The sequence below is a fragment of the Aphanothece hegewaldii CCALA 016 genome (genome assembly GCF_003007785.1).
GTDB classification, from domain to species: domain Bacteria; phylum Cyanobacteriota; class Cyanobacteriia; order Cyanobacteriales; family Microcystaceae; genus Chroococcus; species Chroococcus hegewaldii.
On the sequence record NZ_PXOH01000001.1, the window covers coordinates 232,521 to 247,824 of the forward strand.

Here is a 15,304-nt window from a genome sequence, read left to right on the forward strand (position 1 = left end):
AAGAAGAGCATAAATTGGGTGGAGTTTAGTTGTTATGAATGGTGATATTAGTTTTATAGAAAATTATTTAGGTCAATCTACATTTATTGATGTAGTTGATTTAAACCCCTTGAGTTTAAAGCCTGAGCTAAGTCTTTCATCGGGTTATGAATTAGATTATTTTAAAAAAAATTATTTAGAGCAAAATGTTTTAGAGATAGATAAGATCAATTCTTTTAATTCTCTACAAGCGAATCAAGAGCAGACCGATTTACTAACTGGTTTAAATGCAATACAACCTTTAGTCGTAGAGCAACCCGATTTAGTCGTTAGTGGAATAACATTGCCATCATCCATCCGAGTTGGTAATACAGTTCAATTGAGCTATACTCTTACAAATAATGGAAATGCGCGAGCTAATTCTAGTCAAACTAAATATTATCTTTCAAGCAATAAATTATTTGATAGTAGCGATATAGAATTAGGAGATGAGCAAGCTACATTTTTAGAGCCTGGCGCATCACAAACCATTAGTGACTCAGTTACGATTAATAGTAGTTTAACGGCTGGTTCCTATTATTTTCTAGCAGTAGCAGATCAAACAAATACAGTTATAGAAAGTAACGAAAATAATACTTTATCTAAATCACTAAACTTAATTCAACCCGATTTAGTCGTTGAAGCATCATCTATAACAGTACCGAGTTCATTAATTGCGGGTCAAGCTGTTAATTTTGACTATACAGTAAAAAATCAAGGAAATGCTTGGTCTCAAGTTAGTTTAACTAAATTCTATCTTTCTTTTGATCAGGTTTTAGATAGTAGTGATCTTAATTTAGGAAATGACACTGTTGCATCTATGGCACCAGGAACGACGATCGCTCGCTCCAAATCTTTGACTTTAAATAATACGCTTTCATCTGGTACTTATTATTTCTTGACTCAAGTTGATGCAAATAATACCACAATAGAATCTAATGAAGCTAATAATATAACAGCTAAAACACTATCAGTTCAAGGACTTCCCGATTTAATTGCAAGTACTTCAAATATTCCTAGTTCAGTTGCAGCAGGTGATATCTTAAATATTCCCTATACGGTTCAAAATATAGGGACAAGTCCTAGTGGATCGAGTCTCATTCGATTTTTTCTGTCCACCAATACAACTTATGATAGTACCGATATTTTCATTGGGGGAAATAATGTTCCAACAATAGCCGCCGGTGGATCTATTTCTACAACAAGAAGCTTCACAATTAATACTTCTGTACCGAATGGAAATTATTATCTACTCACGAGAGTTGATACTGGTAATATGATTGTTGAGAGCAACGAAACGAATAATTTATTCTCTACACTAGAAACGATCGAAGTTACAAAAAAACCCGATCTTGAAATCCTGAATTTTTCTCTAAATGCGCCGAATGGGGCTACGGTAGGGGATACAGTACAAGTTAACTATACCATTACAAATAAAGGACAAGCGACCGCCGGAGCTAGTGTAACAAAGTATTATCTTTCGAGTGATGGAACCTTCGATAATAGTGATAGCTATTTAGGAGCGAATGACGTTTCTGCTTTAGAAGTCGGAGCAACACTTAACAAAACAGACTCTTTTGTCCTCAATACTAGCGTAGAAAATGGAAATTATTACATTTTGGCGATCGCTGATGCGACAAATGCTCTTGCAGAAAGCAATGAAAACAATAATCTAAAATCTCAAACGATCGCCATTAGTAGTGTTACTAAACCTGATTTAATTATCGCTCCACTAGCTGACCCAATCGTTGCCAACATAGGTAGCAATCTTAATTTATCCTACACCATTGAAAATCAAGGTAATGTAGAAGCGCTCTTCAGCACAACTCAATTTTATCTATCGACAGATACAACTCTTGATAATAATGATCTTTCCCTTGGAAATGATGCAGTAGCAAATCTCCCTAGTTCTACAACAAGTACCGAAGCGGTTACTTTATCCATTAGTAATAACTTAAATAGCGGAACATATTATCTGTTAGCTCAAGCTGATGGTGAAGGTGTTATAGATGAAAGTGACGAAGATAATAACATCGTGTATCAAACGATACAGATTTCTGAAGCTCCCAAACCCGATTTGTTGTTTGATGATTTAATCATTCCCAATACTATCACTCAAAATAGTAATCTATCCGTTTCTTATACCATTCGCAATCAAGGAAATGCTAATGCCAATGCGAGTTTAACTAAATTCTATCTTTCAAGTGATGCAATCTTTGATGGCAGTGATGTACTATTAGGAAGCGATAATCTGGCGACACTGGCTGCTTCTGCTACAACAACCAAAGATGTTACCCTAAATCTCAATAATATCAATACAGGGACTTATTATGTCTTGGCGCACGCAGATAGTGAAGCCGTCGTAACTGAGAGCAATGAAAACAATAATTTTATTGCTCAAATGCTGGTGATCACAGAACCTCCCAAACCTGATTTAGTGATCAACGATTTAATTAGCGCTCCATCTGTAGCAAAAGGTGATAGTTTTGTTGTTGCTTATAATATGCGAAATCAAGGAAACGCAGCAGCCGGAGCGAGTACCACTAAATTTTATCTATCGACTAATACCATCCTTGATAACAATGACGTTTATTTGGGAAATGATGCTGTAGGAGCTTTGAGCAGTAATTCACAAAGCCCAGAAGATCAACTATTAACAATTGGCAACAATATTAATGCAGGAAACTATTATCTCTTAGCAATGGCTGATAGTGAAACTGTTGTAAATGAAAGCAACGAAAACAATAATTTAAGTGCTTCTCCAATTGAAATTACCGAACCACCGATCGCCGATTTATTCATCAATCCTTTATCCGTCACTGCCAATGGCTTGAATTTATCCGTTTCTTATACCATTAAAAATCAAGGCAATCTTGGAGTAGGAGCGAGTACCACTAAATTCTATTTATCAACTAATAACACTTTAGAAGCAACCGATACCCTCTTAGGGAGCGATGCTGTGGCAGCACTTAACTCACAAGCATCAAGTGTAGAAACGGCAGCTTTTACACTTGCCAATAATCTTAATGCAGGAACTTATTACATTTTGGCTCAAGCGGATAGCAACGGAGCGATCGTAGAAAGTAATGAAACAAATAATCTTGTTTCGCAAACTCTACAACTTAGTTCAGATCTAACAATTTCCAATGTTTCCGTCGGTACTGGAAATAAAGTGACAAAAGGTTATGGATTTGTACCAACTTATACCCTAAGAAATCAAGGAAACGTCCTAGCTGGAACCTCTTTAACTAAATACGTTGTATCAAAAGATTCCATTTTAGGAAATGCCGATGATATTAATCCCACATTGTTAACAAGTAGTACAGTTGATGCCGCTCTAGCCCCTGGTGCTACTCGTGTTGAAAACAATGATTATTTGGTAATTTATAATGATCTAACCCCTGGAACCTACAATCTTTTTGCCATAGCCGATAGTACGAATACGGTGGCTGAAGGAAATGAGACCAATAACGTCACCAGTCTTGCTTTTAACTTTATTCTTCCACCACAACCCGATTTTACGGTTGAAAAGTTTGCGATTCAAAGTAACGCTGCGGTCGGAAGTTACCTTAATGTTTCCTACACAATCCGTAACATTGATGTTGCTAATGTCAGTTATAGCCACATGACTTTTTACTTATCGACGGATAATGTGATTGATAGCTCTGACGTTGCCCTAGGTTATCACATGGTGTCGAGCGCTACTCCTTCTAATGTTCCAATTTCAAGAGAGCGTAGTCTGTATCTAGACCCGACTAAAGTTAATGCTGGAACTTATAATTTAATTGCAATGGTCGACCCCTATAATGGGACATCAGAAAGCAATGAGGCAAATAACACACGTTCGGTAACGGTTACGATTAATCCGTTGTTACGCCCAGATCTCTCCATTGCAAATGCAAATAATGTCAGCAATCAAACCTTGAATACAGGTTCTTTAATTACTGTTCCTTATACCATTTCTAATACTGGTGGTGTAGTCCAAAGAAGTCAAACTAATTTCTATCTTTCGACTGATGCGGTTTGGAGTACTAACGATATTCTGATTGGTACTCATCAAGTTCGTTCCCTTACATTGAATCAAACCCGTAATGAGTCAGCGAGCTTATACATCAATCCTAGCGGCTTACCTGTCGGAAACACTCCTTATTATTTAATCTTTAAAGCGGATGCGGGTTTAGTCGCTTGCCTTGAAAGTGACGAAGCTAATAACTCTTTTTCAGTTCCAGTAACGATTTCTAATTCGGGTACAACAAGCTTTACGAGTGCTAAAGGATATGGTGTGGTGAATGCCGCCGCCGCCGTTAGTAGCGCGTTAGGTGCTACCACCTTCGCTGATGTATCTAATACTCAATCTAATGCGGGTCTTGATGTGATCAAAGCTCCTGAAGTTTGGGGGCAAGGCTATACGGGGCAAGGGATTACGGTAGCAATACTAGATACAGGTGTTGACTATACCCATCCTGATTTAGTCAGTAATATTTGGTCTAACCCTAATGAGATCGCGGGTAATGGCATTGATGATGATGGAAATGGCTATATTGATGATGTCAGAGGTTGGGATTTTGTTGAAAATGATAATGCTCCAACAGATCCCAATGGACATGGTACGCACGTAGCAGGAATTGTGGCATCTTCTCGCAATAGTATCGGTTATACCGGTGTTGCTTACGGCGCAAAAATAATGCCTCTAAAAGTTTTAGGAGGTGGTGATCAATGGGGCAATATTAATAATGCGATTCGTTATGCAGTAGATAACGGTGCGCGGGTGATTAATATGAGCTTGGGCGGTGGTACAACGGATCAAGATGGGCGGCTTAAAGAAATGCTGCAATATGCTAGTGAGCGTGGGGTAATTGTAGTTAGTGCGTCTGGAAATGATGGTGCTGCTACGCCGATTCAACCTGCTAGTTTAGCAACCACTACGGGTATCGCCGTTGGTGCGTGTGATAATAATGGCAATACAACAAGCTATTCTAATAAGGCGGGGACAAATGCTCAACTTGCTTATGTGACTGCACCGGGCTTGACAAATTCGACTTTACCTGGTAATAAATATGGCGGTATGTATGGTACTTCGATGGCAACTCCCCATGTTGCGGGTGTTGTAGCTTTGATGTTGAGCGCGAATCCGACTCTTACTGACGCAAAAGTACGCGAGATTCTAACGAAAACAGCGATTACAACTACGATCGCCGCCGAAAGTGTTCCGGTTTCTGATTCTACCAATCCCACTGCTTATTACGAAGGAACAAATACTTTATCACTGGTTGACTATTTGACTGGACAGTTACTAGCTTAGTACAAAAAAACTAATCTTTATTTTAGACAAAGAAAAAAAGGTGTACTAAAAAAAGTACACCCGTTTTTTTTATTTTCTTGCTTTTTTGTCTTGATCTTGGAGACGACGATCGCGCCATTCTATAACCGTTAGATAGAACACACCGCCACTGACTATAATAAGTAGAGCCAGAGCCGAGAAAAATAATATATTTGGTAAAGAAATTGATTCCACTGCTAAAAACCGTTACGACCCCAAATGACCATTGAAATAGACCAAGTAAATAAAGCGAGAAGTGCGACCCAACCTAATGTCAAAATATCCATAAGCTTTTATGTGACAAACGTTTCTTTCTAAAATGACTATAAAAATTATGATACTTCAAATTTGGTCGTGATAAATGGATAACAATAACACCACTTTGACAATAACAGAACGCATCGAATCCCTGAAAATTGGTTGTTTAGCTGCGATCGCTTTCACCTTAACCTATCTCATTACTCTACTAATTCAACTTAATTTTCTCACAGAGTTTAACGCTATGGGGTGGACACAAGTTAGCATCGCTGCTTTGAGTGGCTTTCTGTTCGGTGTCACCTATCGCTATATTGTACAAAATCAAGAAAATCCTCACCTTAAAGATGGAGCCGTTTTCGCTTTTGGATTAGTACGAGGATTAGTACCTTTAGAAACAACTGACGGAGCTAACGAGCAGATTATAGCTTTATGCTTTTTTCTAGGCGAAAGTTTATTATGTTTCGCTGTTGCTCGTTGGTGTTTAGATATCGCCTTTTTTTATGGCTGGCTCAAACCTTAGACTAGAACAGTCAGATCACAAAAAGCGATCGTAAAATCTATTTTATTATAAATGAATTATTATGATTGAAGTTGAACACCTCAGTAAAATTTATGGTTCAACAGTAGCGATCCAAGATGTGGATTTTTCGGTTAATAGCGGAGAAATTCTCGGTTTTTTGGGGCCAAATGGTGCCGGGAAAACAACAACAATGCGGATTTTAGCGGGTTATATTCCATCATCCACAGGAACCGCGAGAATTGCGGGCTATGATGTACATGAACAGTCAATGCAGGTGCGTCAGCGAATTGGCTATTTACCAGAAAATCCGCCACTTTATCCCGATATGACGGTAGAAAGTTTCATCAATTTTGTCGCCCAAATTAAAGGAATTGCCGCAGGCGATCGTATAATAAAAGTCAATTCAGCTATTGAACGTTGTCAGTTAACCGAAAAACGAAGCGTCTTGATTCGGAAGCTTTCTAAAGGCTATAAACAACGAGTGGGAATAGCACAAGCGATCGTTCATGATCCCCCAGTCATTATTCTAGACGAGCCAACTGTCGGACTTGACCCCAAACAAATTATCGAAGTCCGTAATCTTATTAAAAGTCTTGCAGGACAACACACCGTTATCTTGTCTACCCATATTTTGCCAGAAGTGAGTATGACTTGCGATCGGGCAACCATTATTAATCGCGGAAAAGTCGTTAAAACAGATATTCCGGCTAATCCAACTCAAGATAGTCCCCTAAAATCTAGTTATAAAATTGAAGTAGAAGGCGATATTACACCCATTATCCCTTTACTAAAAAATATTCCAGAAGTGATCGAGCTTCAAGTAAATCCTATTGAAAATAATTATCATTCGGCTATTTCAATTCTCGCTCAACCCAATCAAGAAATTGGTAAAGATATTGCAGCAATCATTGTCAATTCTGGATTAGGGCTGCTGGAAATGCGCCGCGATCGTCCGACCTTAGAAGACATTTTTTTAGAAGTTGTTGGTACTGGAGAAGTCAAGTAAAATTTATGTTTCTTTATAATATTTTAGCCATCTTTAGAAAAGAATTCTTGAGTTATTTTAGCTCACCCATTACTTATATTATTATGGGTATTTTTTGGTTAATTGCTGGTTTTTTCTTTAATTCACTTTTATTTAGTATTATTCTTGATGTGGCTTATCAAGAACAATCAGGAGTAATGTTATCCAGAGATATTGCTTACGAATTTTTAAATAGTTTTTGGGGTGTTATTGTTTTTTCCTTGCTTTTGGTCATTTTACCTGCGCTTTCTATGGGACTTTATGCCGAAGAACGAAAATTAGGAACTCTAGAACTTTTAGCAACTTCTCCGTTAACTAATTGGGGTGTTGCTGTCGGAAAACTGTTAGGAGTTATCACATTTTTTACAGTAATGATTATTCCCTTTTGGATTTATGAAATAATTATCTATAGTGCCGCTAGTCCGCCGATACAAATCAAAGCAATTTTATTAGCCCACATCGGTATTATATTATTAGCCGCAGCAATTCTATCGATAGGAATGTTTATCTCATCTCTAACTGATAGTTCAATCTTGGCTTATATTATTACATTTATTTTAGTTTTAGCAATTTGGTTACTTGATTTAATAGGTGACAGTGCTGAACGTTTTTTTAGAGATAGAATTGGCGGAGATAGCGCAGAAAGAATCGGATTTTTTCTTAAAGAAGGTTTATCACATTTATCTTGGTTTGAGCCTTATAATAATTTTATTAAAGGTGTTTTTGATAGTAGTAGTATCGGACTTTTTTTAAGTTATATTATTTTAGGAATATTTTTAACAGCCCAATCTATCGAAGCATTAAGATTTCAGCAAAAATAAATGATGAATTTCAAGACGGTTATTAAATATCTATTTATTCCTAGTTTATTCTTACTCTCTGCGGGAATAGTATCTGGTTTTATTTCTGGTGTATCAAATCCCTTATCAATTGGATTAATTATTCTCGGATTAATTACTTTAATTGTATGGATTATATCAAATAATTATTTTTCAGGTTTTTGGCAACGTCGTTCTACACAAGCAGGAACCGATACTCTTATTGCCACTCTATCTGTTATTGTTATATTAGGATTAATTAATTTTTTATTAATTCGTTTTCCCTATCGAGTAGACTTAACTGAAAATCAACTTTATTCCTTATCTCCACAAACCGAAAAAGTTTTACAAAATCTTCAGCAACCTGTTAAAGTTTGGCTTTTTGAGCGAGAGCAAAATAATCCAATAGAACGAGAAGTTTTAGAAAATTATAAAAGAAAAAGTAATAATTTTAGCTATGAAGTAATTGATCCAGATCGCCAACCTGGATTAGTTCAAGAATTTAAAAAAATTAGTCAAGGAAATTTATCGAGAGTTTATCTTCAATATGGAGACAAAAAACAAGCCATTAATTTATTAGATCAAACTGAATCTTTATCAGAAATTAAATTAACAAACGCTATCGAAACGATTAAAAATAATCGGATTCAAACCGTATATTTTTTACAAGGACATGGCGAACATCCGTTAAAAACAGGTGAAGGAAGTATCTTACAAGCGGTTAATAATTTAGAACAAAGAGGTTATCAAGTTATTCCATTAAACTTAGCAGAAAAGACAGCAATTCCAACTAATGCCGATTTAATTATTTTAGCTGGTGCAAAACGTAAATTATTTCCGCAAGAAGTGGCAGCCCTCACGAAATTTTCCGAACAGGGAGGGAGTATATTATTATTATTAGATCCTGATATAGACTTAGGTTTAGAACCTTTACTCAAAACTTGGGGAATTCAACTCGATCAAAGAGTAATTCTCGATGGTTCGGGTTCAGGAAATATGCTTAATTTGGGGCCAGCTACTCCATTAATTACCCAATATGGCAATCATCCCATTACTCAAGAGTTCGGCAATAATATTTCAATTTATCCTTTTTCGCGTCCGATTGCTACAGTAAAAACTAAAGAAGTGGAAGCAGTTTCTTTATTAATTACTAATGATAAAATGTGGGCGGAAAGCGATTTAGATTCAGCCGAAATCAGTTTCGATCCAACAAAAGATTTAGCCGGACCTTTTGATTTAGGTGTAGCTTTAACCCGCAATATAGATTCAAAAAAATCTAAATTAGTAGTCATTGGGAATTCAACTTTTATTACCGATGGTTGGTTTGAACAACAGTTAAATGGTGATATTTTTCTCAATTCGGTAGAATGGTTATCAAATCGAGATAAACCGACTTTATCTATTCGCGCTAAAGAACCACAAAACAGAAGAATTAATTTATCTCCTCTAAATGCAAATTTAATCTTTGGTTTATCAATTATAGTTTTACCATTACTCAGTTTTATCTTAGCTGTTGTGACTTGGTGGAGAAGACGATAATTTATGAAGTTACGTCAAACAACTTGGATTTTATTAGTTTCGACTTTTCTTTTAGGTGGGGTTGTCTATTTTACGACGACACAAGAAACAACTCAACAACAAGAATTAACCAATAAACAGCAAAAATTATTTAATTTTGTGCGAGAAGATATTCAAGATATATTGATTAAAACACCAAAAACTACTCTACAATTTGAAGCAACTAATAATCAAGTCACTCCTTGGCGAATGAAACAACCCGAACAAACTCTAGCAAGTAACGCAACGGTTTCATTTTTGGTTGATTTGTTAATTAATGGAAAAAGTGAAAAAACATTTACTATTCCTGTTGAACAAAAAAAGGAATATGGTTTAGACATTCCACAAGCTATCATTACTATTACCCTGAAGAATCAAAAAACTCATCAACTCATTTTAGGGAAAACCGATTTTGAAGATAAATTTCTCTATGCTCAAATTGATCCCATTAATAGCGAAGTTGTACAAATAAGTTTGGTCGATAAAAGTTTTCAGTTTGCTTTAGAGAGAGAGTTATCAGAATGGAAACAAGAACCGTAGCGAGTGTATTTCATTAATGCTTTTCGGCACATTGAGGATCTAAAACGGTTTTAGGATAGGCAATGCGTTGATGATTATATTGTTGCCAAACTTGAATAAAAACTTCAGCAATAATTGTCAGTTCATCTCGACGTAAACCACTATCTTTTAATTGATTTTCTCGCCAACGTGCCGCAAAAATTTTATTGATCATATCTTTTGCTTGTTCTGGTGTGGCATTTTTAAGCGATCGCAAAGCCGCCTCGCAGCTATCGGCTAACATAACAATTCCCGTTTCTCTCGATTGAGGAATTTGCCCATCATAACGAAAATCTTTTTCATCGACAAAACGCCCCCCGGTGGTTTTAGCTTGTTGTAGCGCTTGCTGATAAAAATAAGAAATGGGTAAAGTTCCTTGATGTTCGGGAATGAAATCTCTAACCACTTTGGGTAGCCCGTATTTCCGTGCCATTATTAACCCTTCGCTGACGTGTTTTTTAATAATTTCTGCACTCAGCCAAGGATCATTAATAACATCGTGTTTGTTCAATCCCCCCATCTGATTTTCAATAAATCCTTTAGGGTCGTGCATTTTGCCAATATCATGATAGAGCGTTCCAGTGCGGATCAATTCGACATTACAGTGTAGTTTTCTGGCTGCTGCTTCCGCTAAACAAGCCACAAATAAGGTATGTTGAAAGGTTCCTGGGGCTTCGGTGACTAAACGCTTTAAAAGAGGACGATTTGGGTTAGCGAGTTCCACTAAGCGAATGGGAGTGACGACATCAAAAAAACGCTCTAGATAAGGCGAAATTCCGATCGCAAAAATACACCATGCTAACCCCGCTAAACCTTGAGTAATGGCATGGGGTAAAACTGTGTGCCAGATCGTTCCCGCCGTAGCACTAGCTATTAAATAAATGATTAAATAAGCTGTGCCTTGTGCGAGTCCAACCCCTGCACCTAATAAGGCTAATTCATCCCGTGAGCGCAATTTTCCTGCCCATGCAGCCGCTACTAGACCGCCAATGGTTCCCGCAATGAGTGGCCAACTGATTGTATTCTGGACAAAATGAGTTAAGCTACTGATGAGAAGAACTTGTGTGATTGCGATCGCAGATCCATAAAAACTACTACTCAGTAAACCAATAGCCGCGAGGTTTGTGTAAGGGATATTGGCTAAGGCTAATAAAGGAGTAGAAATACTTAATAAAGATAATAATAATTGATCTCGCTGGCGCATCGGACGATGGACGCGTTTTTCGACGAAATACAAAAAGCTAATGGCACTCATTACCAAAATACTAGATATTCCCAGTCCTTCCCAATTAATGCCCCGACGACTCAGTTTAAAATTATCTAAAAGTACAAAATCTTTTTGAGTAATTTTTTCTCCTGCTTGTACAATCAATTCACCCTGTTTAATTGCTACCATTTCTGGTTTGACGGCTAAAACTGCTTGCGCGGCTCTTTGTTGGGTGGCTTCTTTATCTTCTTCTAAGTTATATTGTTCTGTGAGAATTGCGAATAATAATTCTTGAGCAATGTTTTGATACTGAGGAGAAATAGAATCTTTTAAATGAATGGTAATTGTTTGTTGTAAATAATCTGAAGGAAGCCCAGCTAACAAACCTTGCATTAAGATTCGTTCAAGTGTTGCTGATATTTTTTGTTTAAAATCTTGCCAATTTTGCTCATTGGTTTGAAGTAATGTTAGCTTACTCGGTTCATTTAATAATTCTGGGGAAATTGTTTGTATTTGTTGCCAAGCTTGCTGATATTGATGACGAATGCGGTTAATTTTCTCAATCAGTATTTGAAATTCTTGATCTGTTGTTCTTTTTCGATAGTTTTCTAACTCAATAATGGCTTGTCGAAAAGTCCATGAAGCCGATGAATTATAAAATTGTGTTGTTTGATTTGTGATTTCTTGCCATTCTTGCGGTGAACAGGAAATTAAATAATATTGACTTTCTAAAGAAATGATATTAACGGAAATAAAAGGAAAGTTTTTCGTTATTTTTCTGAGTTGTTCTATGCTTTCTATGGTTTGACTTAAGTTGAATTTTATGCCAAGTGTTAAGTCTTCATTGCGCTTGAGAATAGGCGTAACTCCAACCCTGGCTTGTTGACGTTTTTCCTCAGTTGTTTTAGTATCTTCAAAAGCTCCATCTTTCGGTGCTGTGATTGTATAGGGTGATATGGTATTTACGGATAATTGGGGCAAATTATAAAAACGATAGCCAAAAACACTGGTTAAACACAAAAGTATTAAAAGAAAAACGAAAGGCTTTTTCAGTTGGTCTAAAGAAGGCAGAGAAAGGGATAAGGGGCGATTTTTGGGTTGAACGTAGAAGTAAGAAGAAACTTTCATATTTAAGTTTTAACCAAACCGTTTATGAATTATTTCAAATAATGGTTTTGACATTGATACTCCTCAAAATCCTTGAAAATTAATACAGGTTTGTCTTTTTAACATTAAAAAATTATTAAAAGACTGATGATCCTTTACTATAACTTAAAAGTTATCTTATAGATACCATACCCAAAACATAGATTATTTCTTTAATCAGGAATACTAATCTTTAATTATTGTCTTGGGAAACTAAGTTTAAAGAGGTACGTCTTTGGATGACACCTGATGCAGCGAGGGTAAATGTTGAGGGGGGGGTATTAGAATTGATTTCATAGACACCCGACCAAAGACCGAACATTTGTATTACTTGTTGGTTGAGCAATTGAGTCAATGGCTCATTTTGACTCTTCTTACGCCATGCTAAAGGGAAACCACTAATACTATTGTACAGTCCAACTAAAAAACCAGTCAGCGCGATCGTAAGTGAGTTTTGTTTTTTAATTTGACTCGCTCTGGTGATACTTAAACCCACATCATTTGGTGTACTACCGAAACAATACACCGAAAAAGCGATCGCTACTTGAAAAGGAGTTTCTTTGAGAGTAATTTGTTTAATCCCTTGATGGAGAGGAACAGCATCATCTAAAAGCCGCTTCACTAATTCTAACAATTCTTTTAAAGAAGTTTGCCGACTGTGGGCAACTTGAATCAAATCATCTAACCACTGTTGCGGTTGTAGTTCTTCTCTTAATATTAAAGAACATAAATAGCCCCAAACCAGTACATCATTAATCGTTTGGGCTGGTTGCTGCCAAAGGGTTTCAACTAAATAAAGCTGTTGTTCCAATTCCCATCTACTGTCATGATAAAACAAAAATAAAGGAAGAAGAGATAAGATTAATTCACCACTGCGACAGTTTTTCAATTCCTTGGAATATTGCTGATAAATATTTAGCCAATCTTGCTCAGATAGCTGACGTTTCTCAATAAAATCATTAATGAGATGTTGTCCAATTTGCAGATAAGGAATAACGGTTTGAGTATCTGTGTTAAATTGTGGTAGCCATTCACCGACACAAGAACCGAGTAAACCCCCTTGCCAACGATAGACGGGTAAAAACTGCATTTTGTCAACTCTTAGATAAAACGGTTTGTTGTGCGGCTAATAATTCTTGAATGCCAATTTGAGCAAGATCTAAAATTTGATTAAGTTGATTTCGGTTATAAGTTCCCGACTCGGCTGTTCCTTGAACTTCAATTAATTCTAAATTATCCGTCATCACGACATTAAAATCGACTTCGGCGGCAACATCTTCAGTGTAATTCAAATCTAAAAAAGTTTCTCCTTCAATTAAACCCACAGAAACCGCCGCGACAGCACATTTTAAAGGCGATGTTTTTAGTTCCCCAACAGAAAGCATTTTTTGGATGGCTAAAGCTAAGGCTACATATCCTCCCGTAATCGCCGTTGTACGGGTTCCTGCGTCGGCTTGAAGGACATCTGCATCAATAAGGATGGTTTTTTCACCTAATTTCTCAAAATCTAACGTAGCACGTAAACTACGACCGATCAGCCGTTGAATTTCTTGCGTTCTGCCCGATAATTTCATAAACTCCCTAGCTTGACGTTCTTGCGTCGCCCCTGGTAGCATTCGGTATTCTGCGGTTAGCCATCCTTTCCCACTATTAAGGAGAAAGCGCGGTACACCTGGTTGTATGGTTACATTACACAGTACTTTTGTATCACCACAGCAGGTTAAAACAGAACTCGTGGAAAATTTAGTATAGTCTGTTTCAAAGTGTAGGGGACGAAGTTGACTCGGTTGACGAGCATCAGGACGAATCCAAGACATTGTTTAATGGTTATAAGGTTCAATATCACCTTGCAATTGTACTCTTTTCGATCGTAGATAAAAATTTTTGTGCTAAGAATCGTTTTTCTGCGTTTGGTTATAAAAGTGCAATAAATAGTTAGGATTGACCAAAGTAATCAAGTAACCGACAAAAATCAGCATTAAAGCAGTTAACATGATCGGGATGGCTAAGGGTAAATTGAGGATATGACTTTTTTTGCTGAGAATGGCTTTAATTCTTTGGGAAAATGCCTCTAACTTTCCTGATGAACCAAAAACAGTATCATCGATCGTTTTTTGAAACTTATCTTGTGAGAGTACCTGCTTTTGCCAATAATAATCATAACCAATCAACAGAAACCGCCAGAAAAAGTGAGAAAGACTTTCTGGGGGCGCGTGGGTGGCTTTTGCTTGGGGTTGTTTCCAAATGCTATAACCCAATGAACGTAAAGATTGAGCATGAATGACACAATTGCCGCGATAGAGTTCGATATCAATAGGAATAGGGTTATTGAGCAGTAATTCTCGCCGAAAAGCTACGTTATTAAGAAAATATTGCGGGGTTTGCGTGATTTCGGTTTGACTAGAAAAAGGAGGAAATATATAGATTAACGTCATTGCCGTACCATAAAAACCCTCGCCTCTCGTTGTTGTCTCACCCGCAACAATTTGTATATCTGGATTTTGGACAAAAGGAGTTAAGATATTTTTTAACCAATTGGCTTGGTAAATACAATCCGAGTCAAAATAGACGATAATTTCTCCTGTCGCTAATTTAGCTCCTAGCATCTTGGCTTCATAATAAGTAATTTCTGATGGTGCAGTATAAGTTTGAATCCAAGGAAATTTATTTAGGAGTTGTTTGAGTAAGTCGGGAGGTAGATCACCACTTTCGATCAACCATACCTCATTCGCTTGAAGGGGTGAAATCTTTTGCTGTTCTAGAGAAGCCAGAGATCGGAATATTCCCTCAAGATCAGCCGTTTCTAGGTTTTCTGTCTCCAACACCATTGAAAAATTGGGTAATTGTTGTGCTGATGCTGTTGTCATATCTCTAACTT

The 15,304-nt window shown here is 36.9% G+C and carries 12 protein-coding genes; 6 read left to right on the forward strand and 6 right to left on the reverse strand.

Annotation, left to right across the window (positions count from 1 at the left end; genetic code table 11):
* The first annotated feature begins 34 nt into the window (after nt 1-34).
* The gene (locus C7H19_RS01105) at nt 35-5,320 is read left to right on the forward strand and encodes a CARDB domain-containing protein (protein ID WP_106455038.1); all 5,286 of its coding nucleotides are present in this window, start codon (nt 35-37) and stop codon (nt 5,318-5,320) included.
* A gap of 69 nt (nt 5,321-5,389) precedes the next feature.
* Here the strand turns inward: C7H19_RS01105 and C7H19_RS25465 are convergent, their stop codons facing one another.
* Entirely contained in the window at nt 5,390-5,533 is a 144-nt protein-coding gene (locus C7H19_RS25465) for a hypothetical protein (RefSeq protein ID WP_181280496.1), read from the reverse strand.
* Between the two features lie 2 nt (nt 5,534-5,535).
* Nucleotides 5,536-5,625: a cytochrome b6-f complex subunit PetN gene (gene petN / locus C7H19_RS01110; RefSeq protein ID WP_106455039.1), complete on the reverse strand. Its 90-nt coding sequence runs from the start codon at nt 5,623-5,625 to the stop codon at nt 5,536-5,538.
* 74 nt (nt 5,626-5,699) lie between these two features.
* On the opposite strand from petN, the gene C7H19_RS01115 reads away from it, so the two are divergent.
* The 5 genes from C7H19_RS01115 to C7H19_RS01135 all read left to right on the forward strand — a co-directional run bounded on the left by C7H19_RS01115 (nt 5,700) and on the right by C7H19_RS01135 (nt 10,055).
* Entirely contained in the window at nt 5,700-6,116 is a 417-nt protein-coding gene (locus C7H19_RS01115) for a hypothetical protein (protein ID WP_106455040.1), read from the forward strand.
* 61 nt (nt 6,117-6,177) lie between these two features.
* Nucleotides 6,178-7,122, forward strand: coding sequence for an ABC transporter ATP-binding protein (locus C7H19_RS01120; protein WP_106455041.1), 945 nt, complete (start codon nt 6,178-6,180; stop codon nt 7,120-7,122).
* 5 nt (nt 7,123-7,127) lie between these two features.
* On the forward strand, nt 7,128-7,961 hold the full coding sequence (locus C7H19_RS01125; RefSeq protein WP_106455042.1) for an ABC transporter permease: 834 nt from the start codon (nt 7,128-7,130) through the stop codon (nt 7,959-7,961).
* Entirely contained in the window at nt 7,962-9,497 is a 1,536-nt protein-coding gene (locus tag C7H19_RS01130; RefSeq protein ID WP_106455043.1) for a GldG family protein, read from the forward strand.
* A 3-nt stretch (nt 9,498-9,500) separates the two neighbouring features.
* Nucleotides 9,501-10,055, forward strand: coding sequence for a DUF4340 domain-containing protein (locus C7H19_RS01135; RefSeq protein ID WP_106455044.1), 555 nt, complete (start codon nt 9,501-9,503; stop codon nt 10,053-10,055).
* Between the two features lie 13 nt (nt 10,056-10,068).
* Here the strand turns inward: C7H19_RS01135 and C7H19_RS01140 are convergent, their stop codons facing one another.
* The 4 genes from C7H19_RS01140 to C7H19_RS01155 all read right to left on the reverse strand — a co-directional run bounded on the left by C7H19_RS01140 (nt 10,069) and on the right by C7H19_RS01155 (nt 15,293).
* Nucleotides 10,069-12,408 (reverse strand): HD family phosphohydrolase, encoded by a 2,340-nt coding sequence (locus tag C7H19_RS01140; protein ID WP_106455045.1) that lies wholly within the window; start codon nt 12,406-12,408, stop codon nt 10,069-10,071.
* 211 nt (nt 12,409-12,619) lie between these two features.
* Nucleotides 12,620-13,516, reverse strand: coding sequence for a hypothetical protein (locus C7H19_RS01145; RefSeq protein ID WP_106455046.1), 897 nt, complete (start codon nt 13,514-13,516; stop codon nt 12,620-12,622).
* 4 nt (nt 13,517-13,520) lie between these two features.
* Nucleotides 13,521-14,243 (reverse strand): ribonuclease PH, encoded by a 723-nt coding sequence (rph, locus tag C7H19_RS01150; RefSeq protein WP_106455047.1) that lies wholly within the window; start codon nt 14,241-14,243, stop codon nt 13,521-13,523.
* A 72-nt stretch (nt 14,244-14,315) separates the two neighbouring features.
* On the reverse strand, nt 14,316-15,293 hold the full coding sequence (locus C7H19_RS01155; protein WP_106455048.1) for a glycosyltransferase family 2 protein: 978 nt from the start codon (nt 15,291-15,293) through the stop codon (nt 14,316-14,318).
* Between the last annotated feature and the right edge of the window lie 11 nt (nt 15,294-15,304).